Here is a 20,054-nt window from a genome sequence, read left to right on the forward strand (position 1 = left end):
ATTTAAAATGAAAAAAGTATTAGTAGTATGTGGAAATGGACTAGGCAGCAGCATGATTGTAGAAATGAACGTAAAAGCAGCACTGAAAGAACTAGGGAAAGAAGCGGACGTTTCCCACACCGATTTAACGACCGCCAAATCAGAACAAGCGGATCTCTTCCTAGGTTCAGAAGATATTGTCGGTAGTCTGGATGATGGCAGCAAAAACGTCGTGAAACTGAAAAACCTGATGGATAAGAACGAGCTCCGTGAAGCCTTAGAACAGAATTTGTAAGTCTACTACAACCAGAGAAGGAGCGATAACATGATTGATTTAATAATGAAGGACATCTTAGGTACCCCTGCCATCCTGGTCGGTATATTCGCCTTAGTCGGACTCCTTGTACAACGTAAAAACTCGGGCGATGTCGTTTCCGGAACTCTTAAAACGGTAATGGGCTTTGTTATCCTCGGGGCTGGGGCGAATGTCCTCGTCCAGTCCCTGGGACAATTCAGCAGTATGTTCGACAAAGCCTTCGCTGTCGACGGAGTCATCCCGAATAATGAAGCGATCGTCGCACTTGCACAGGAAAGTTTCGGTACAGAGACTGCGATGATTATGTTGTTCGGTATGATTGTCAATATTCTGCTTGCAAGATTCAGCCCCTTTAAATATATCTTCTTAACCGGACACCACACAATGTTTATGGCCTGCTTAATCGCTGTTATCTTAAACACCGGCGGATTTTCAGGTGCAACACTTATTATCTTCGGATCGGTCATTCTCGGAGCATTAATGGTTCTTTCTCCAGCGATGCTTCAGCCTTTCACACGAAAAATCACCGGTTCCGATGACTTTGCTGTCGGCCACTTTGGTTCCGTTGGCTATTTAGTTGCCTCTCTAGTTGGTAAGGCTGTCGGAAAAGGATCAAAATCAACAGAGGATATCAAAGTACCAAAATCTCTTGGTTTTCTTAGAGATACATCCGTTTCGGTATCCCTAACCATGGTCATCCTGTTCTTTGTCGTCGCAGGTGCAGCCGGCCCAGCTTTCGTTGAAACAGAATTAAGCGGCGGACAGAACTTCATGGTCTTCGCGTTTATGCAAGGTCTTACCTTTGCTGCCGGCGTATATATCATCTTAGCTGGTGTACGTATGCTTCTTGGAGAAATTGTCCCAGCCTTTAAAGGGATCGCTGATAAAATCGTTCCCAATGCGAAACCAGCACTTGATGCCCCGGCTATCTTCCCATTTGCCGGAAACGCCGTAATCATCGGTTTCCTATTCAGCTTCGCTGCCGGACTTGTGAGTATGCTATTCTTACCTTTATTAGGATTAAAAGTAATCGTACCAGGACTTGTTCCTCACTTCTTCACAGGTGCAGCAGCCGGAGTCTTCGGTAATGCCACCGGCGGACGAAAAGGAGCCATCTTTGGCTCGATGGCGAACGGTGTTATGATCAGCTTCCTGCCAGCCCTGCTGCTTCCGGTACTCGGATCACTAGGATTCCAGGGAACAACGTTCGGAGATGCAGACTTTGGACTAGTTGGAATTGTGCTCGGTAATCTGATCAACCTTGTCCAGTCAAACGTAATCGTAATGGTATCCATTCTTGCTCTATTAGCTCTGCTGTTCTTCATTGGCTTTAAATCTAAAGCTAATACAGACAAAGAGGACCCCGATGCAGCTTAACTTGTAAACCCTCCCTTCCCTTTGGAAGGGAGGGTTTTTTGCTTACATAATCTCAGAAACTTATTTCTGTGAGGGCATCAGCCAGCTCTTAGCTTTTCTTTTAACCCGTCATCCTGGAAACGAATGACAGAAATCTTGCCTTGATTGTTCGTATTGATTCGTCCTGTGACGTTGGCTGTTCCGGCTTCCCCATCCTTGCTGTACTCTACTTTAACGTCGAATCGGTACGCATCATTTTCGATGTCCTCGACTTTTGCTATTTGAATATCGACGGGTTCTAATGCGTAGCCTTTATCATAGGCCCACGGCAGCCAAATCATTACATAGTTTTTATTAACAAAGGTTTCATAGTCATCCTCTGGAAAAAGAGGCCTATATTGCTCTTCCACATAGGCTAAAAATGCAGCTTGGGATTCGTCCATCGCTTGCTTCAGCTCGTCACCCGGGCCCGTAAATTCGTACTCCAGGTAGGTGCGGACGGTTTCCTCCCCTTCCCTGCTATCGTCGGAGCTTTCACTGTTCTCTTCCTCAGAAGCGCTTGAGCTGTCTTCACTGTCCTGAGAGGTATCGGATGCCACTTCCTCACCAGCGGATTCAGTGCTGGAAGATTCGGATGTCGAGCAGCCGGCAGCTAATACTAATAAGGTTACTAGTAGAGCGGCTTTCAATAATGTTTTTAAAATAGCCAGGACCTCCTCGTTTGATCTCTACTATTTATTACGAATAGTATCGTTAAACGTTTCAACTGGTTATGCTATTACCAGCCCCAACTTCAACCGGTCATAATGAACGGATCCGGAAGGTTAAGAATAATTGCCACACAGATCAATCAGCCGGACAACAGTTGATCTTACTTAACTAATGAAGCCCGCAGATTAACTCCGTACTCCATATATCCCTTCAAGCAGGTCAACATATAAACCCAACCTTCTTTGTTATCTAACAATTGATTTAAAAAACCTTCCTCGTTTTCTTTAAATCCTTCTTCGTTCACCTCTACTATGGTACTCTTGCTGTCTTCCTCTGTTAATAGGACAGTTACGATATGATTGCCCGCCCATTCGAAGACAATTTTCTTATTTGCTTGAATCTCTTTGATCGTAATTTGTCCTTCAGCGTTGTATTCTTCGTATCTCAGGGTAACTGTTTTTCCTTCTTCCCATCTTTCTGAACTTGAAGAAAACCAAAAACCGCCTATTTTCTCGGGATCAACGAAAGCCTCAAATATATCATGTGCGGGTTTATGAATCCTCATTTTAGTGACGTTATTCAAGGTTACTTCACTCTCCTTGCTATTTTATATTTGGTCTGTGATGCAATTTTCACTTATTATAACTCATAATTAGGAGGCAATCCCTGATCGATCGTTAAATATTATCCAGTCTGACCGTTTAAAAGGATTGGCGTTCGGAAACTAGTAGGGTAAGACTTTTGAGGAAAATAAACCAAAAGAATGGGTGAACAAGAAATGCTAAGCCATGACACCGCAACTTCAATTGATGATTCACAAACCAAAACAGCTCTTGTTACAGGGGCTAATTCAGGAATGGGGCTTGCCACTACCGTCGACCTGTTGAAAAAAGATTTTTATGTCATCATGCTTTGCCGTAACGAACAACGCGGAAAAGAAGCGTTGCAAACAGCGAAGCAGCAAAGCAAGCGTGATCATGTGGAGCTGATGCTGTGTGATCTCGGTTCTCTTGAAAGCATCCGTGGCTTCGCCGAACAATTCCACAAGCGTTTTTCAAAGCTCGATGTTCTGATTAATAACGCTGGTGTTGTTACCACAAAGAGAACGACCACCGCCGATGGCTTTGAAAGTATGCTTGGAATCAATCACCTTGGCCACTTCTTGCTGACGAACCTTCTTCTTGAAAAAATAAAAAGCTCAGAACAAGGAAGGATTGTTACCGTATCCTCCGGAGCACATAAAGCTGGGAAGATTCATTTTGACGATCCCCATCTGGAGAAGAATTTCAGTGTCATTAAGGGCTATGCTCAATCAAAGCTTGCCAATATCCTGTTCACGAGGCAATTGGACGACCTTCTCAAAAACACATCTGTAAAGGCTAACTGTGTCCACCCTGGAGCTGTCAGTACGAGTCTCGGCATAAACCGTGATACTGGTTTCGGCAAGACCATCCACTCTGTTTTGAGACCCTTTTTCCAAACACCGGCTCAAGGGGCGGATACGGCTGTTTATTTAGCTACCTTCCCGGACCTCACTGAGAGCGGTGAGTATTTTTATAAACGAAAGATAGCTGAACGTTCGGAACTGTCTCAAGATAAGACGCTGGCGGAGAATTTATGGGCGTGGAGTGAGCGGGAGATCGCACGTGTAAATAAAGACTTATTGAAGGATCTGGACGAATTAAAGGAATCATAGAAGTACCTAATGGCCCTCCCAGCAGTGAGGTTTTATATTTATTACAAAATACAAATTGTTACAATTAAGTTAAATATAAACATAAAGGGTATCATCCTTACCATTTAACTGGTACGGTTAAGAAACCATCAAAACAATGACGTAAGAGACGACTGAAGATATAAGGATGGTGAAGCTCTGGCTAGCGTACCAGAGCTTCTTTTATTATGAAGAGAACTTTTAGAAACGTGGTTACTTATTTAATTTCCTGAGGGAATTTAATAATGAGTCCAGTTCCTGGGAAATTTTAAGAAGTTCTTCGTATTCCGCATTATATACATAGGCCACATACAATTGCTCTCTCAGAATTTCTATTTTATTTTCCATTTCTTCTTTATCATCCAAGGAACCGCCTCCCTTTTATATGAATAATAAATACCCGTTAAAAATGCCTGTAAATCTTGAAAAATCTACATTCTTCGACAAATAGATTTTTTAATAATGTACGGTCCCTTTTAACCAAGCACATTTAATTAGTTCTTTTCCACTAAATTGTTAATTATAAGATTTAATATGTCCGCTTCAGAAAAACTAATCTACTTCCTTGCAAATGGTATTCTATGAAGGCATAATGTTTTCAAATAAACCATCTTCACATATCTATTAAAAACGTGGACTGAGTTTAAATCGAAGGAGGCTGCCAACATGGAACAAGCATTTTTCCAAGCGCCCTCAACATTTGTTGGAACGGTTGAATTGAAAGTGGAGGATTTAGAAAGATCGATCCAGTTTTACACCGAGATAATAGGCCTACAGGTCATCGAGCAATCTGAACAAAAAGCTGTTTTATCAGCTAATGGAAAACAGGCCTTACTTACGATTGAGCAGCCTCCTTCCATTCAGCCAAAAAGTAAAGCCACTACCGGGCTGTATCATTTTGCACTTCTTCTTCCGGACCGAACTTCCTTAGCAAAAGTATTAAAGCATCTCGCTGACCGTGGGATTAAACTTGGCGCTGCCGATCATCTGGTCAGTGAAGCACTGTACCTGAATGATCCCGATGGCAATGGAATTGAAATCTACCGGGATCTTCCGTCAAAAACGTGGACTTGGTATGATGGAAAAGTCACCATGACCGTGGATCCGCTCGATTCAAAAGGTATTCTTGCGGAGCTAAACGGAGTGCAGTGGGAAGGTCTTCCTGCAGAAACGATTATGGGACATATCCACCTTCACGTTCACGATTTAGATCAGGCCCGGCGTTTTTATTGTGATGGGTTAGGGTTTGGTGTGACCACCGATCAATTGAACCAGGCTTTGTTCTTATCATCGAATGGATATCATCACCACATAGGGTTAAATACTTGGAAAGGCACAGACGCCCCGCCTGCTTCCGAGGAAAATGCCGGACTGAAACGATACGCGCTGGTGTTTCCTAGTGAAGTCGAAAGATATCAGGCTGCCCAGCGCTTGAAGCAGCTTGGATATGTGGTGGAAATGGAAGACGAACAGCTGGTCACCCGGGATCCATCAGGAAATCGATTATTGTTAGACGTTCAAAGTTACTAAATCGGTAAATAAGCCGGCAGGGTCTCTTATTAAAAAAGAAACCCTGCCGATTTTTTAGTTCGTTAAACAAAGTGGTGAAACGTTCGCCTTAATGGACTCGTATGAATATGGTCATACATAGGATTGAACGAAATGAAAGGAGTTGAACATTTATTCTTTCTCGATGGACATTTCGATTTTTAAATATTTTTTCCGATGTCGTTTTTATTCTAAGTATGGCAGGTTTACTTTATTATAGTAGCTTCATGGGTAAAACAATAAAGTGGGAAATGGCTGTACCTCTTGCTCTATTGACCTGTAGTTACTTGCTTCTTTTCAAACCACCTGAGTTTATTAAAGTCATTCTGCGGGATTAGGCACGTCCACATCGTTATTATCCTATGTGAAAATAACAAAGCAGCCATGGAGAAAACCCCCATGGCTGCTTTGTTATTGGATATATCTTTACTGGTAATTGATAATTGCCGGGTTCGGATCAAGCGTCAGTACCTCTTCGGGAGTCAAGACAGGTTCATCCTTGTCGTAAAAGATTTTGAACCCACCGTATTGAACCGCTTCATTCCGTACGAACTTACGATAGAGCGACATCTTCGTTGCAGAAGGTCCCCATCCATCATAGTTTAAGGCGACCTCAATATTTTCTGTCGGCTGGATCGCTTCTTTATTCGTCAAAGCCTCATCCATAAACTGATGAACAAGTACAATTTTGTCCGGAAGTTTGTTTTCTTCTACTAATTTCGAGAGGTAGTCTACCGCTTCCTGCACTTCTGCACCGTTTACCTGCCCCAGATCAATGCCTGGGGTTTCCCCTTCGTCTACATGGAATTCGGTATCAATAGCCAGGTGGACGTGCGGGAGCTTCAACCATTTCTCAAGCAGTTTTACCTGATGAAGGACAGAGTCCGTTCCCAGCTGAACATCCAACATAAGTATAGCATCATTCTCTTTGGCAAGCTTAGCGTACTTATCAATTTGTTCAGGCGGTGTGCGGGTATAGTGCTTTCCATTCGGACCCGGATCCCGTTGAGCGACAGTGGAAATCAACTCAATGGTTGGAATAGCAGGTCGTTCGGGATCGGCATTCGAATAGGCCTGAGTCTGTTCTTTCAACTTGTCCATAAGCGCATCAGGTTCCATCTCCCCGAGAATTCCCATATTGGTCGAGTTCGGGTGTCCATAGTAGGCAACCAATCTGTGATTCTTCAAAGGTCCATCTGTTTTGTCCTGGGCCCCTTTCACCAGGGTCTCTCCGACGGGAATCATTCGTTCGCGCTCCCCACCGTGAGCTTCCACTTTAGGCATCTTCGCCAGTTGCTCTTCCGACAGCTTCTCTTTCAGTGGCTTCGCATCTTCATCCGGCTCGATCGGCTTATAAGGCTGAGGAGGCTTCGTTTCTTCCTTTTCAGATGATGCTTTACCTTCTTTCTCTTCATCGGAGGCGGATTCCTCTGACTGAGACTTCTCTTCTTCATCGTTCTCAGGACTTGATGATGTGCTCTCTGTGCAAGCAGCCAGGACAATAACCAGGAGCATGGCAGAGAAAAGCAGGCTTAATTTTTTCACAATACTCACTTCCTTGTATGGAAATTTCACAAATCTACGACACTATGTATCTACTGAAGCTCAAATTAAAACATATTCCACATATTAACATAATCTGATAATTTATGATTTTATTTCACATAAATGAAATAAAAGTAATACGACGGAAATCCCCACCTTGCCCACAAGAAGACAACAGCGATGATTCGGATGAAATTATTTCATAAATAGGATTATTCCGTTTCACATTTTCCATTAGTGGAAAATAATTACTGATTTCTTTTTGATAAAAATAGGAGGGGTAGGATGAAATTAAAAGGTGAAGTTGCTGTAGTTACGGGCGGTTCAAGTGGAATTGGCGAGGCAGTGGTTAAGGATTTCTGTGAGCAGGGGGCAAAGGTGATCATTGCCGATTTGAATGAACAGGGAAATGAACTATCTACTCAGTTAAATGACCAGGGATATGAAACTTTGTTCAAAAAAACTGATGTCACTTCTGAGGAAGATATTAAGAACATGGTGCAGTCGGCAGTCGATACATTTGGCTCCCTGGACATTCTATTTGCAAATGCCGGAATTGGCGATGCCACGCCTGCGCACGAGCTATCCTATGAAGAATGGAAGAAGCTGATGGATGTGAACATTAATGGTGTTTTTCTATCCAATAAATACGCCATCACTCAAATGCTCGAACAGGAAACCGGTGGAGCAATTGTAAATAATGCTTCAATCCTGGGGCACGTAGGCCAGGAATCGGTTACCTCTTATGCGGCAGCCAAGGGCGGAGTCGTTAATCTCACACGTACATTAGGGGTGACCTATGCGAAAAGAAATATTCGTGTAAACGCGGTATGTCCCGGCTATGTAGAAACAGCAATTCTGGAAAATGCCGATGAAGAAATGCGCCAGGGGCTCGCAGGTGCACACCCGATTGGACGTCTTGGTCGTCCCGAGGAAATTGCAAAAGCCGTCAGTTTTCTTGCGAGTGACGATGCTTCCTTTATGGTCGGAGCCAATATGCTGGTGGATGGCGGCTATACGGCGCAATGAAGTATTTTTATACACTGGCTTCCTATTAGCCCCGCAATAAAATAAACGGAGGAGCTGCCTGCAAAAGGCTGCTCCTCCGTCTATCTAAGACCCTCTATCCTATATTCGAGCGTTCATTCTTCACGTCAGGTTCTTCCTGAGTAGTGGATCTCATCTTTTCCAAAACTTCCCTGGTAGAATCACTAATTTCCGCCTCAAAATAAGGTTCATAGGCTTCAAGCGGTGCTTTTTTCGTAAAGTAAACGGCAAGTAACACTCCAATCAATGATGCCGTAACAGCGATGACAAATGGCAATCCATACCCCATAGCCTTCGCCGCCACATAAACGACGGCCCCGATAATGATCCCGGCATAAGCTCCTGCCCGGTTCATTCTCTTCCAGTACAGCCCAAGGAAAACAACGAGGAAAAATGCTGCACCAAACCCACCGTACACATAGACAAATCCCATAGCCAAGAACCATGGTGGATTAATAGCTAAAAGAACGGCTGCAGCTGCAATTCCAAATATACTTAAGCGGAGCCAGTTCTTAAACTTCTTCTCACTGATTCTTCTTGGAGCGATGTTCAAGTACACATCATAATAAAGAGAAGTAGCGCAGTGCAAAAGCATTGAATTTGCCGTGGAAATAGCAGCTGCACAGATAGCTACCAGCGTGATACCTCCGATAATAGGTGGCGTGTACTGCTGGATGACTAAAGGAATGATGTAGTCCGTTGTTTTGTCTACAGGTATGCTCGGTACCAGTACTTTTGCCCCGAGGCCAATAACGATCAGTGGAGTCATAATGAAAATCAACACTACGATCGTACCCAGGACCTGTAAGATCGCTACTTTCACATTTTGAGGAGCCAGCATCCTCGTGACCCAGTGAGGGGAAGAAGGGGTTCCTAACGAATTCGATATAAAAATAGAAAGTAATGCACCAATACCAAATGTCCCAAACGGAGACAGTAAAATACCCTCTTCAAGTTCCGGCCCTCCTACGTTGGTTGGCGAAGTAGTCGTTGCAAGCGTATCGACTATATTGCCGATTCCACCCGTTAACGACCAAACCACACCACTCGCAAGCAATACGCCGAGCATAATCAAAATCGTGTTCAATGTATCCGTGGCGGCTACAGACCAGAATCCGCCCACACTTGTAATTAATATAAATAATAAGAATCCGAAAATCGCAATTTTATAATCAATGCCCGTGATACTTGAAAAAACAATGCCAAACCCTGTCACCTGAATATTGACCAGCAGCAAATAACCGATAAACATTAAAACTCCAACAATCGCTTGCAGTGCACTCTTGTTCTGAAATGGTTCAAACCTGTGCCGGATATATTCAGGAAAGGTCCTGGCAGGCTTTTCTGGTCTTCTGATTTTATAGGCGACAATAGGGATTAAAGCTCCCCCAAAACACCAGCCGGCTACCCAGCCGATCACAGCCGATACACCCGAACTGTACAAATAGCCAGGGACCCCGATGACAGAAGCTACACTTACCCATGTTGCTGCTGTGGTACCGATTCCAAGGAGCAGCCCCATTCGGTGTCCGCCTGTTGTATAGTCATCAATCGACTCTGCTTTCTTAAGACTCTTTACATTGGCCCAAATTAAAAAAAGAACATAAAAACTAAATACAATTACATACCATATCATTTGTCAGCAACTTCCTTCCTGCACCTTATTTATACTTAAATAGACGTCCGGTGGCTCCCCACCGTTTAACACCTGACTTCTCCACTCTGTACAAGAGAAATGTTCCTAATAGGAAGGAAAAAATCATTGTCCCCACCCAAACCATCATTGCTAAGAACATGGCCATCCTCCTTTTTCCGATTGTTTTATAGTGAAACTGTTCAACTGCCCTCCTTTTGAAAAATTAAAAACCCTTCACTCACGAAGAGAGAAGGGCTTTGGGCAACTGTCTTTTGGCTGCCGCTTGCTCTCTCATCTCCGGAATAGCTTTCGCCTTCCTCTGAAATTGGCACCGTGCATAAATCAGCCGGTTGCCGAGGCTTCACAGGGTCAGTCCCTCTGCCTCTCTCGATAAGAAAATTCAAAATATTCGAATGTTAATTAGACTCCATTCTATCATACCCCTCTATTTCGTCAATTCATTATTTGAAATTAGTAAAAACACATAAAAAAATCATAGAGTAAAAGCGAACGTCCATACTGAACCATCGCTCTTTAAGAATCCTTCCATATTCTCTTACAATCAACAAACCGATTCCCTTCAAAAGAAAGCTTGTAGATATCTGGCATAGCAAGCTTTTTCCAGAACTCAAAGTCGTATCGGTTATCAAAATAATTCATAGTGAGCACCATAATGTTACCATGCGTACCGATGGCAACATTTTTATTTTCATATTTTTCTAATACGTTGTTCAAGGCTTTTACGCCTCTTTCCTGGGCGTTTATATTTGATTCTCCGCCTTCCCAGGAAAAACGTGGGTGAGACCATACTTTTTGAATCGCTTCCTCAAAGTTATCAGCTCCTCCCTCTATTAACTTCCTTTCTTTAAAACCATCCATTATGTGAATTTCTTGCTCGAGAGCAGAAGCTAATCCTTCCACGGTCTGTATGGCCCTTAAATAAGGACTCGAGATCACGTGCTCGATATTCTCGTCTATGAGCAGTTCGCTAACTTTAGCCGCTTCTTTTGTTCCTTCTACTGATAACGGCCTTTTTAATTCGTCTGGGGTATATGTAGAATGAGCGTGTCGCACCATATAAATATTTGTAGTCATGAGAGCCTCCTGTATATTAGTCAAGTAATCTCGTCTAACGGTTTCTTCAAACGTCTCTCCAGCCTCTAATGTGCTTCCGGGAATTGCTGCCACCTAAGCACTCTACCTCGCCTCTGCGTTTTTATTATATCTCCGTCTCTCTTGCTTTCAACATACGTTCATATGCCTGCCACTTCGCCATTACTTTATCTAAAGCGTCTGAATGTACCGCGCCATAGCGCTTTTTTCAATGCTCCCTCTCCTTTTTTCTTGGAATAGTATGTCTTAGCTATTAATTCCTAGGAGCTAGAGGGCAAAAAAAAGAACCAACAGACCTTCAATCTGTCAATTCTTATTCCCAAACCAATGCTCTATAAGTTTATAAATATTTGCCTTTTTTGCTTGTTCGACTAAATACTCTATATCCATATCGTCTTTATGAATTAAAAACATTCTATAAGCCCACTCGTAATCTTCATCCTCTTCAGGAAACTTGTATAAATTTCAACGTATAAACCACCTACCACTATGGGTTTGATCCCTTTATTTATAAAATAGTCCGTTAGAAGTGCGGTAAATTCTAATTGGCGTTCGAATTTAGGCTTATCTTCTAAGAATTTAAGTGCTTTTTTAAGATCCTCAACGGTAGTCATAGTAGATTACCCTTTTGCCAACTTTAGAGATTTTGCCAGCTTTCACAGCTTTCTGCCAACGAGCAACGGATATTTCGTTTAACGCTTTTACTTCTCCTGGGGTCCGGGTGCGAGACTTCTTTCTTCTCCCCTTGCCTGGAGAAGAAGTTCTTATTGTAGCATTTGCATTCTTAGAATGGTTTATGATGTTTTGATTAATATGCTCAAGTGTAACTGTTCGCATTCATTTCCCCTGCCCTTCTTGAGAAGCATATTTAACACTATAATACAGTACTTCTAAATGGTTGAGAAGTACTGCACTTTGTACATATCTATTAGTTTATCCATGTTTATAACATTGTAAAAGAAGTTTACACTTAATGCTTAACAAATATTACCCGCATGTGCGCCAATAAATTAACACAATGATGGGTGTTTCATAACAATCAGGCAGCATCTATGAGACGCTGCCTGTGAACTTCATCTAAACAGTTAAAGAATCAATATTTCTATCTTTTTACGAACTGCTATATGAATTTCTTAATCTCTGCGCTGAATTCTTTCGGGATTTCCTGAGGTACCCAGTGGGAGGCATTGTGAACCCTTACCATTGTGCTGTTAGGTAAATCGTTTTCCAGCCTTTCTGCGGTTTCTATCGGCTGCCAGGCATCTTTCGCTCCCCATAACAAAAGAACAGAATGCTGGATGTCTGAGAGCTTAGGCGTGAGAGCGGTGGTTTCGTTTGTATTCAATGCAGATGCATTACGGACGAGACTCAATTGGCCTTCTTCGTGTAGATATGGAGCCATGATGCCCTGTAGAAAGGTTTCCGTAAGCTGCTCCTGTTGGGAAAACCCTCCTTTATATGCCTTCGTTAGAAAGCTCTCCAATTCTTGTAAAGAATCGTTCTTTTTCGACGGGTGCCCCATCTTCAGCATGTCTTCAATAGGCCAGGAATCATAGGCGACGCTATTAGATAAGACCAGCTTGTTTATGCGCTCTGGTGCCTTAAGAGCTAGAAGGAGTCCGACCCCTCCGGCTATATCATGGCCAACCAGATTAACTTGGTCTAATCCTAGTTCGTCCATGAGCTTGATTACCATGTTTGCCTGTACGTGAAGGGAGCGATCAAACTGATCACGCTGATCTGACCATCCATAACCTAGAAGGTCAGGGGCAATGACCCGGTACTCCTGTTCTAACTCCGGGATTACGCTTTGATACAAATAGGACCAGGTCGGGATGCCGTGCAATAGCATAATCGGCGTGCCTGAGCCCACGTCTGTATAGTTAATGTTCACCGGCTCTTCTACAATGCCTTCCAACGTGACCGATTGTTGTCTTTGTTTAAAGTCTTCTCCGCTGATCGTGCTAATGTTTTCCATTTTTCTACCCCCTAGAATTTTTTATGAGGTCGAGTCTTCTGGATCCTTTATACATGTTTTTAAGTGATGGAGACAATTTCTATTTTAGGTTTGAATCCTGCAGCCTGATCTACTAATTCTCTGTCTTTAAAGAATAGGAGAGTGGAACGCTAACGTTCTTCACACCGTCCTATTGAGCATATTTTCACCACGTCTACTTTTACAATTTTCATTTGAACTTCCTGTTCCTGCTCAATGTCTTCCAATATAGGAGCTCTCATTTACAAGGCTCGCACCATGAGCCTCCAAGGCAAGTAATTACTAATCCGTTACTCGTTTCTTGTGCAAATGTCTCATCTGTTGCATTTTAAACAAACATCACTAACCACTAAATTAATATTTAGTGGTTAGGACAATACATTTTGTTACAATAGGTGTCAACTGATTACACATAAGGTAGGTTGATTATGCGTATAGAATCCATGTACTCCCATTTATCAGACTATTAATTTATAAACTTTCTCAATACCGTTCGACATAAGTATAGCCAAACAATAGATTTGATAGAGAAGGAGAACCTGGAGGAGTGGTTCTTGTTGATGAGGGAAAACAGCTGTTAACGGAACACCAGATAGAAAAACCTCGCTTGTTCCCGTGCCGCGCAGGGGAGGGACAGATGGATTTATTTCCTTACTGTCTTTCTTCATGCTCCAGGCATACGAGAATGGGATTTTTTCTAAAGTGAAGTATTGCGAGAATCGAACTTGTTTAGCGTGGTTCGTGGACAAGAAAGGAAAACGCAAATGGCGTCCAATGAGCGTCTGTGGAAATCGGGTGAAGGCCCGGAAACATTACGATAAGAATAAACTGGTATAAAAAGAGAGGGAGGAAGTCTATACCATACGCTTTCCTGATTAGATTGAAGATGCTGATGGAAAAGGGCTCCTTGTTTTAGTTGAAATTTAGTCGAATAAACTCCCTGCCTTTTGCGCTGAAAAGCGCTTATAGCAGAACTTATCGCGCCCCCTTTACTAGAAACCCAAATTCAAGATAGTTCAGTAGATCTTTCATTATTTATTACAATTAACTGTCTTGCTCAAATAGGTGGTGTAATAGCCGATCCTTGTCGTCAAAAAATTGCTTCATAATCATGTAGTGATCGGTGTTCTCTAATTTTGTCTCTTTCATTCCTTCTTCACTAAGTTGTATAATTTTTGAATTTGGATAAGCCATGATGATTGGAGAATGAGTAGATATAATAAATTGAGAACCTTTATTAACAAGTTCATGTATGCGGGAAAGCATAGATATTTGTCTTAACGGGGATAAAGCAGCTTCTGGTTCATCTAAGATGTATAGACCATTCCCTCGAAAACGGTTGTTAAATGCTGCAAAAAAAGATTCTCCATGGGATTGTTCATGTAATGAATCTCCACCAAATGAATCGACAATTTTCGGACCAAATGACGAGTCTCTATCTAACTCTTCAATGTTCGTAGCTAAATTGTAAAAAGTTTCAGCTCTAAAGAAAAAGCTGTCTCTTGCCTTTCTAATCCCCTTGGACAATAGTAAATATTGTTCTAAGTTAGAGTGAGAATCATAATTGGAAAAATTAAAATTGAGAGTTCCACCCTCGGGATTAAAGCCAAGTTTAATAGCAATACCTTCTAACAGTGTGGACTTACCCATTCCGTTCTCTCCGATAATATAGGTAACATTAGGATGAAATAGCAATTCTTTAAAATTCCTAATAACAGATAAACTAAATGGAAAAGTCTCATATGAGTTTATACTATCTGTTTTTAGGTTTAATCTTTTAAGGTATTGATTGTCTTTACTCAATTTCACTCTGCAACCCTCCTCACCCTTATTTACTTCCTAAAGCTTTTAGCTACCCGTTAATACAATTGACTGTATTCTATCAATATTCCTTTGCAAATGTTGAAGGTGAATATGAAACGTTATACCTACCTTCAAGTTCTTTCTGTACTTTTTCTGCTAGTTTCAACCCTTCTTTATTATGCGCTTCTTCAAGTTTAACACCATTAGGAACTATTCCATCACTATCCCAATCAACCCATTCACCATACTTCTCAATCCATTTCATTAACTCTAACTTCAAGTCGAATTCAATCGGAATCTCTTCTATGTCAAGGTTACAATTACAGCGATTACACCATATAGGGTCTGCGCTCACATCTCCTTCTACTTTTAATTCATTTGTTTCCTGTTGCGTACATAGACATTTCATTGTGTCTACCATCTCCATTTATTAATGTAAACTGGTCCTTTAGTAAAGAATCATCTTCTTTATTGAAACGAGCGCCCCTTTATCTTGCAAACTGGACTTCTAGATATATTGAAACAAACCTTCAATTAACGCAGCCGTCAGTCGAAGAACCCTTCTTGATTATACAGATCTATTTTCTCTTCCATTGTCTTACTTTTATCTTGCCATTCAATACTCATATAAATGTCGCTAACTTTTTCAAGTGAAATAGGTACTCCATTATCATCTAAAAAAGTTCCGCCTTCAGTTGCTCCTGTAGTCATTTGGGTTATGTCTAATTCACTTCCCTTTACTGACTTTGCCTGAACCAGTCTATCTTCATTATCTATAACAGCATAGACTTCAAGATTAAAGAAATCAGTGCTATTCTCCGTTTCATTCTTCATAGTTAGGCTTCCGTTTCCAGCTTTGAAGGTATCGGATTTAATTTCAATTTCATAGGAATCCACTTCCCAACGCTCACTTTCTCCTGATAATGATAAGTAATAATTATTCTTCATTGTTTTGTCGTTACTATCACAACCTGAAAGCAAAAGAATAACTAATACTAAACCGACCGAAAATAAATTCATTCCTTTTTTCAGAAACATAACACTTTCACCCTCTTGAGCTTTTGTATCTATTAAAAACCTTCTGCCTTAATTTAAACTGCTACGTTAGTGAAAAAGCGATAGTTTTTATTGGATAATAGCCCCTGTTTATGTAATTCTCAGACTCGAGATATATCTTACTCTTCTATTACTATCGCACCCATTAATTGAATATCGTCAAATTTCACTTTTTTATGAATTGGTGTAGTTAGTTCGGAATTAGTTCCAAGCATTAAATATGAGTCTAATTAATTTCCCTATTATTTTGAATGGCCACAGTATTATCTCAGGTACAAGGTACAACACATCGTACACAAAGTCCCTGAACCCATATCTACCCCTTCCCTTTGCGGTCTCTTCGCCTCATTTCCATCATCCTATCTTTAACTGTACTGGTGTTTGAAATTATTTTTTATACTTCTCTTTATACTCCTCGAAAACTTCAGTTGTAACCTTTTATTGAACTCTTTCCATTCTCCGATTTCCATTATTGACCACCAGCTTTACTTTCTGTATCTACATTTATTTTGGAGGGTTTATAAGAAAGCTTCTCAGGAATCTCTGGGGTGAAAGACATCTCCTTGATACTGCTTATATGCTTCCCCCCATCCTTGTTTAGATTTATCGATGCTCCAATCAGAAAACAGTTGTATCAGGATCAGCTCCCTATCTTTTAAATTCGTTGAGTAATGTGCTAATAAATAATTGGTATTTAAATTTGTTTTTTTGACATTTGAATAGAGGTTATGTAGAAGGTATAGATTTCCATTAATAACCTCAGTATGATTTGAAATTAATAGATAATATTCCTTCCAATTTAAAAAGAATAGCGGATCATTGCTTAAGGAACCTATATAAGATGGTTTACGCCTTATCTTCAGTCTTCATAACTTTATACCCGTCAGATTAAGGGTTATGTATTTAAAACCCTACCTTTTTTATGAGCTGGGAAGATAGAGATCATAACAGAAAGAGATCAGCATATGATGAATTGTTATTTAGAAGAAAGGGTGATGATTTTGAAAAAAGTAATTTGCTTTAAAGGCTCCCCTTATTACGTGGTAACAGAAGTAGACTCTCACTATTTCTGCCTTAGACTTAATCAACAGTTAAAGCCAGATCAGAAATTCGGCATTTCCCGAGTAAAGATACCTAAAAAGGAATGCGGAATGTTCAAAATATAAAAACATGTTCTTATTTTATGCACTAAACGAATCTTTTATAAAAAGATCACACTTTAAAAATTAAATTCAATAAACTTTTACGTAAAATCTATCAAAACTTAAAAAATCACCTTTACAATATAAGTATAGAGAAAGGGGGAAGAACAACATGTACAAGTATATAATCAACGTAACAGTCAATGGGAAAATTTACCAAACTAATGTAATAGCTAACAAAAACAATTCAGAAAAAGAAGTGTATCAAATTGCAAAAGAACAAGTTTTGAAACAATGGCCACATTAAACAGTAACATTGGTTATTAATTTCTAGGTTTAGAGGAGGGGTTCACTATTGCTTAATCAAGAAGAAGATTGCAACTGCAATAAGCATTGGTGTTAACATACTTTTAGCTTTATTTTTTCTCCACATATCCACCGTAATTGTAATACCTGCTATGATCATTAAGAAAATTCCAGGTAACTTTATGATATTTAATGTTAGTAGATTTCCAATAGAAGCGAAAAAATAACCTATTGCAAGTGAGCCGATTGTGAAAACAAAATGTGCCGACTTAAAATCCTTCTTTGCAGAGTTCCTATTATCTGAATCCATTTTCAAATAAGTTCTAACAACCATAAAAGTTGGTATTCCCCACGTAATAAGGAAAGTAACCAATGAATCAGTATCTATGTTCAAATATAGTCCCCCTACCTAACCTCATTCTTCAACTATTGCCACCTTTACTTTAAGACTCGAATTCAAGATATCTCATAAGGCTCTTTTCAATTTAACACCTTCTAGTTTAAGTTCCACCTTTCATAATTTAATTCCGGGTTGGTGGGTTTGTTGTCACATACGTGTATGCAATAAAGTCATGAATCGAGCGTTTATCTTCTCTTATTCCTATCATAAAGGCACTTACAATCAATCCAATTCCTAATGTGAGAGCATAGACCATTCCTGCTACAACAACTCTTAATATCATTGTGCCAACCCCAACCTTTCTCCCATCAATTCTTACGATACGATTGCCTGCCATTCTTCTCCCTAATGTGTACCCGGACCATATAACAGGTAATAACACGGTATAGAATAATCCTAAAATATCAGTAGGGTAGGAGTTATCACCATCATAAAATACTCCATATAGAAAATAAGAGATAATTCCTGTTATCAAAAATATAATGATAAAATCTAACACACTTGCTAAAAACCTGTTCCTAAAACCCGCTGGATAAGTAACTTCCATATAAACCCTCGTTTCGTAATTTTCATTCCGTTTATGGAAGTTTTGAAATCAAGATAAAATCACTTTAATAAAATTAACTATCATTATTTTTTCTAATCCCAATAAAATAGCAACTCCAGAACAATATCACGATAAATGAAGCCAAGTAATATGATGGAGGAGGCGCTACATATAAAACTGTCAAAATAATGCTAAGATGAATGGAACTAATAATACAAAAAAAATTTTCCGATTCGTAATAAAATAATCACTCCAATTCACCACGTTTGTAACACAATTAAATAGGCTACTCTAATTTAACTACGAAACAGAATAGATATCGTTTCAAAATATCATAATATCTCGAATTAAAGTTCTCAACTAACCTGCCCTTAGCAAAAAAGCGATTGCTCATATTGAACAATCGCCCCCTAATGTGGAATACTTGAATTCGAGGTATCTTCCGGTAGATTTGCGAATAATACATTCAATAGTTGAAAACTTGAAGTGAAGATAATAGGTTTAATTTCTGTATCCTAATGTAGAGTACTCAAATGCTCATGAACTACTTTCCATCCCTGACTTTCCTTTTTAAATACATTTGTCCCTCTTCCTTGACCTTCCTTTAGTGTACCGTCTATCTTTCCTGCCCAGTGAAATTTGTATATGCATACGGCAACGGTATCACTTGCACTTATCCAATTTACATCATGTATTTGATAATCTTCATCACGGATATGATCCCACGTTTTTTCAAAGTAACTTTTAAGATTTTCATGTCCATAGACAATTTCATCAGAAAAGTAATATACAGCTTCTTCACTTATTAACTCAGACACATTTTTGAAATCATGAGTGTTTGTTGCTTCTTCTAACAACTTCAACGCTTGTTGTGGAGTTGATGCAAACATTGAAAGCCCTCCCAATTTTAAATTAATTTTTTATACTCTCGAATCTCATCCCTTAATTCTCTCTTTTATTAATATAAATATTGATGAACTGAACATATCATAAGTCCTTAATTATGAGAACGATGACCATTGTTAAAGCACACCATCAAGAGTACTTGTTCTGGTGAGCTCATACATTAAAGTGATAAACTTACAAAACCTCAATAAATTACATCCTCCTATTTTAAGCAAAAAAGCCAGCATTAGATGACTGACTTTTCAATTTTCTTATTCAACTAAATCCCCCTTTAACGGAAGACTTGATTTCGAGACATTTCAAAGAATCTTCCTAAATAAACAGTCAGTCATAATTGTAACTATTTTTCGCTATTCTTAGATAAGAACGATTGCTAATAAGCTATTAAAATACTAGGAATCACCATTGATACATGCTCGGATAAACCTAAATCTATATCGAAGAGTGGAGATATCAACAAACTCATTCCGAAAATAAAAAGAAGTATTCCTATGTGTTTAGTGCAGTTATTAAATTATCCCAACTTATTAATTAACTCTAATTCAATAGCTTGTTGCAATCCAATTGTGAGTAAGACAATCACCCTTGTCATTACTTTATTAGAAGAAGCGTGTTGTCTGCCTCATTATTTTTATCTCAATCTCTTGATTGTGTAACTGTGGGAGGAGGGAGTCTTCTATGCTCCCTTTTTACATAATCCTGATTATGGATGGATAATAACAAAGAAGCCCACCTTTTCATCGATGGGCTTCTTTGTTGAAATTTAAAGATCATATAAAGATAAACAGCAAAATTAAAATGCTAACGACACTGATTTTTATTGTTTTAAATCGTTTATGATTAAAGTAAAAATCCAATCCTAAAATGATTAGCATGGGTATTAAGAGATACTTAAGGGTCAAGGGGAATTGTACTGAAAGAAAAGAAATGAGA

The 20,054-nt window shown here is 39.9% G+C and carries 22 protein-coding genes and 1 riboswitch; of the genes, 7 read left to right on the forward strand and 15 right to left on the reverse strand.

Annotated elements, in window-relative coordinates; translation table 11 throughout:
• Nucleotides 1–7 precede the first annotated feature (7 nt).
• Nucleotides 8–274 (forward strand): PTS sugar transporter subunit IIB, encoded by a 267-nt coding sequence (locus ACTWPM_RS02660; protein ID WP_443131515.1) that lies wholly within the window; start codon nucleotides 8–10, stop codon nucleotides 272–274.
• A gap of 30 nt (nucleotides 275–304) precedes the next feature.
• Nucleotides 305–1,672 (forward strand): PTS ascorbate transporter subunit IIC, encoded by a 1,368-nt coding sequence (locus tag ACTWPM_RS02665; protein ID WP_443131516.1) that lies wholly within the window; start codon nucleotides 305–307, stop codon nucleotides 1,670–1,672.
• Between the two features lie 77 nt (nucleotides 1,673–1,749).
• Here ACTWPM_RS02665 and ACTWPM_RS02670 read toward each other — a convergent pair whose 3' ends face one another.
• Nucleotides 1,750–2,250: a hypothetical protein gene (locus ACTWPM_RS02670; protein WP_443131517.1), complete on the reverse strand. Its 501-nt coding sequence runs from the start codon at nucleotides 2,248–2,250 to the stop codon at nucleotides 1,750–1,752.
• A gap of 272 nt (nucleotides 2,251–2,522) precedes the next feature.
• A complete protein-coding gene (locus tag ACTWPM_RS02675) occupies nucleotides 2,523–2,945 on the reverse strand; it encodes an SRPBCC family protein (protein ID WP_443131518.1) in 423 nt (140 codons plus the stop codon).
• Between the two features lie 195 nt (nucleotides 2,946–3,140).
• On the opposite strand from ACTWPM_RS02675, the gene ACTWPM_RS02680 reads away from it, so the two are divergent.
• Complete coding sequence (locus tag ACTWPM_RS02680; RefSeq protein ID WP_443131519.1) at nucleotides 3,141–4,058, forward strand: SDR family oxidoreductase; 918 nt, start codon at nucleotides 3,141–3,143, stop codon at nucleotides 4,056–4,058.
• 231 nt (nucleotides 4,059–4,289) lie between these two features.
• On the opposite strand, the gene ACTWPM_RS02685 is transcribed toward ACTWPM_RS02680, so the two are convergent.
• Nucleotides 4,290–4,442, reverse strand: a complete 153-nt coding sequence (locus tag ACTWPM_RS02685; protein WP_443131520.1) for a Spo0E family sporulation regulatory protein-aspartic acid phosphatase — start codon at nucleotides 4,440–4,442, stop codon at nucleotides 4,290–4,292.
• 300 nt (nucleotides 4,443–4,742) lie between these two features.
• On the opposite strand from ACTWPM_RS02685, the gene ACTWPM_RS02690 reads away from it, so the two are divergent.
• Complete coding sequence (locus ACTWPM_RS02690; RefSeq protein WP_443131521.1) at nucleotides 4,743–5,606, forward strand: VOC family protein; 864 nt, start codon at nucleotides 4,743–4,745, stop codon at nucleotides 5,604–5,606.
• Nucleotides 5,607–6,050: 444 nt separating this feature from the next.
• On the opposite strand, the gene ACTWPM_RS02695 is transcribed toward ACTWPM_RS02690, so the two are convergent.
• Complete coding sequence (locus ACTWPM_RS02695; protein ID WP_443131522.1) at nucleotides 6,051–7,169, reverse strand: hypothetical protein; 1,119 nt, start codon at nucleotides 7,167–7,169, stop codon at nucleotides 6,051–6,053.
• 285 nt (nucleotides 7,170–7,454) lie between these two features.
• Between ACTWPM_RS02695 and ACTWPM_RS02700 the strand changes: the two genes are divergently transcribed.
• The gene (locus tag ACTWPM_RS02700) at nucleotides 7,455–8,198 is read left to right on the forward strand and encodes an SDR family NAD(P)-dependent oxidoreductase (RefSeq protein WP_443131523.1); all 744 of its coding nucleotides are present in this window, start codon (nucleotides 7,455–7,457) and stop codon (nucleotides 8,196–8,198) included.
• 94 nt (nucleotides 8,199–8,292) lie between these two features.
• On the opposite strand, the gene ACTWPM_RS02705 is transcribed toward ACTWPM_RS02700, so the two are convergent.
• The 5 genes from ACTWPM_RS02705 to ACTWPM_RS02725 all read right to left on the reverse strand — a co-directional run bounded on the left by ACTWPM_RS02705 (nucleotide 8,293) and on the right by ACTWPM_RS02725 (nucleotide 12,943).
• Complete coding sequence (locus ACTWPM_RS02705; RefSeq protein WP_443131524.1) at nucleotides 8,293–9,852, reverse strand: sodium:solute symporter family protein; 1,560 nt, start codon at nucleotides 9,850–9,852, stop codon at nucleotides 8,293–8,295.
• Between the two features lie 25 nt (nucleotides 9,853–9,877).
• Complete coding sequence (locus ACTWPM_RS02710) at nucleotides 9,878–10,012, reverse strand: hypothetical protein (protein ID WP_443131525.1); 135 nt, start codon at nucleotides 10,010–10,012, stop codon at nucleotides 9,878–9,880.
• A gap of 128 nt (nucleotides 10,013–10,140) precedes the next feature.
• Nucleotides 10,141–10,249, reverse strand: a riboswitch (SAM riboswitch).
• A gap of 137 nt (nucleotides 10,250–10,386) precedes the next feature.
• Nucleotides 10,387–10,947, reverse strand: coding sequence for a histidine phosphatase family protein (locus ACTWPM_RS02715; protein ID WP_443131526.1), 561 nt, complete (start codon nucleotides 10,945–10,947; stop codon nucleotides 10,387–10,389).
• Between the two features lie 618 nt (nucleotides 10,948–11,565).
• Nucleotides 11,566–11,802, reverse strand: coding sequence for a hypothetical protein (locus tag ACTWPM_RS02720; RefSeq protein ID WP_443131527.1), 237 nt, complete (start codon nucleotides 11,800–11,802; stop codon nucleotides 11,566–11,568).
• 283 nt (nucleotides 11,803–12,085) lie between these two features.
• Nucleotides 12,086–12,943, reverse strand: coding sequence for an alpha/beta fold hydrolase (locus ACTWPM_RS02725; protein ID WP_443131528.1), 858 nt, complete (start codon nucleotides 12,941–12,943; stop codon nucleotides 12,086–12,088).
• Between the two features lie 684 nt (nucleotides 12,944–13,627).
• On the opposite strand from ACTWPM_RS02725, the gene ACTWPM_RS02730 reads away from it, so the two are divergent.
• Complete coding sequence (locus tag ACTWPM_RS02730) at nucleotides 13,628–13,798, forward strand: CGNR zinc finger domain-containing protein (RefSeq protein ID WP_443131529.1); 171 nt, start codon at nucleotides 13,628–13,630, stop codon at nucleotides 13,796–13,798.
• A 207-nt stretch (nucleotides 13,799–14,005) separates the two neighbouring features.
• On the opposite strand, the gene ACTWPM_RS02735 is transcribed toward ACTWPM_RS02730, so the two are convergent.
• The 3 genes from ACTWPM_RS02735 to ACTWPM_RS02745 all read right to left on the reverse strand — a co-directional run bounded on the left by ACTWPM_RS02735 (nucleotide 14,006) and on the right by ACTWPM_RS02745 (nucleotide 15,802).
• Nucleotides 14,006–14,770: an AAA family ATPase gene (locus ACTWPM_RS02735; RefSeq protein WP_443131530.1), complete on the reverse strand. Its 765-nt coding sequence runs from the start codon at nucleotides 14,768–14,770 to the stop codon at nucleotides 14,006–14,008.
• A 73-nt stretch (nucleotides 14,771–14,843) separates the two neighbouring features.
• Nucleotides 14,844–15,173 (reverse strand): hypothetical protein, encoded by a 330-nt coding sequence (locus tag ACTWPM_RS02740; RefSeq protein ID WP_443131531.1) that lies wholly within the window; start codon nucleotides 15,171–15,173, stop codon nucleotides 14,844–14,846.
• A 137-nt stretch (nucleotides 15,174–15,310) separates the two neighbouring features.
• A complete protein-coding gene (locus ACTWPM_RS02745; protein ID WP_443131532.1) occupies nucleotides 15,311–15,802 on the reverse strand; it encodes a hypothetical protein in 492 nt (163 codons plus the stop codon).
• A gap of 1,332 nt (nucleotides 15,803–17,134) precedes the next feature.
• Between ACTWPM_RS02745 and ACTWPM_RS02750 the strand changes: the two genes are divergently transcribed.
• The gene (locus tag ACTWPM_RS02750) at nucleotides 17,135–17,269 is read left to right on the forward strand and encodes a BA3454 family stress response protein (protein WP_443131533.1); all 135 of its coding nucleotides are present in this window, start codon (nucleotides 17,135–17,137) and stop codon (nucleotides 17,267–17,269) included.
• A 45-nt stretch (nucleotides 17,270–17,314) separates the two neighbouring features.
• Here ACTWPM_RS02750 and ACTWPM_RS02755 read toward each other — a convergent pair whose 3' ends face one another.
• From ACTWPM_RS02755 to ACTWPM_RS02765, 3 genes are all read right to left on the reverse strand, one after another.
• Nucleotides 17,315–17,662, reverse strand: a complete 348-nt coding sequence (locus tag ACTWPM_RS02755; RefSeq protein WP_443131534.1) for a hypothetical protein — start codon at nucleotides 17,660–17,662, stop codon at nucleotides 17,315–17,317.
• A gap of 127 nt (nucleotides 17,663–17,789) precedes the next feature.
• Entirely contained in the window at nucleotides 17,790–18,215 is a 426-nt protein-coding gene (locus tag ACTWPM_RS02760; RefSeq protein WP_443131535.1) for an RDD family protein, read from the reverse strand.
• Nucleotides 18,216–18,730: 515 nt separating this feature from the next.
• Nucleotides 18,731–19,105 carry a YybH family protein gene (locus tag ACTWPM_RS02765; protein WP_443131536.1) on the reverse strand — a complete coding sequence of 125 codons (375 nt, stop codon included), beginning with the start codon at nucleotides 19,103–19,105 and terminating at the stop codon, nucleotides 18,731–18,733.
• Nucleotides 19,106–20,054 lie beyond the last annotated feature (949 nt).

The sequence above is a fragment of the Halobacillus sp. K22 genome, from assembly GCF_052246795.1.
Lineage (GTDB): Bacteria > Bacillota > Bacilli > Bacillales > Halobacillaceae > Halobacillus.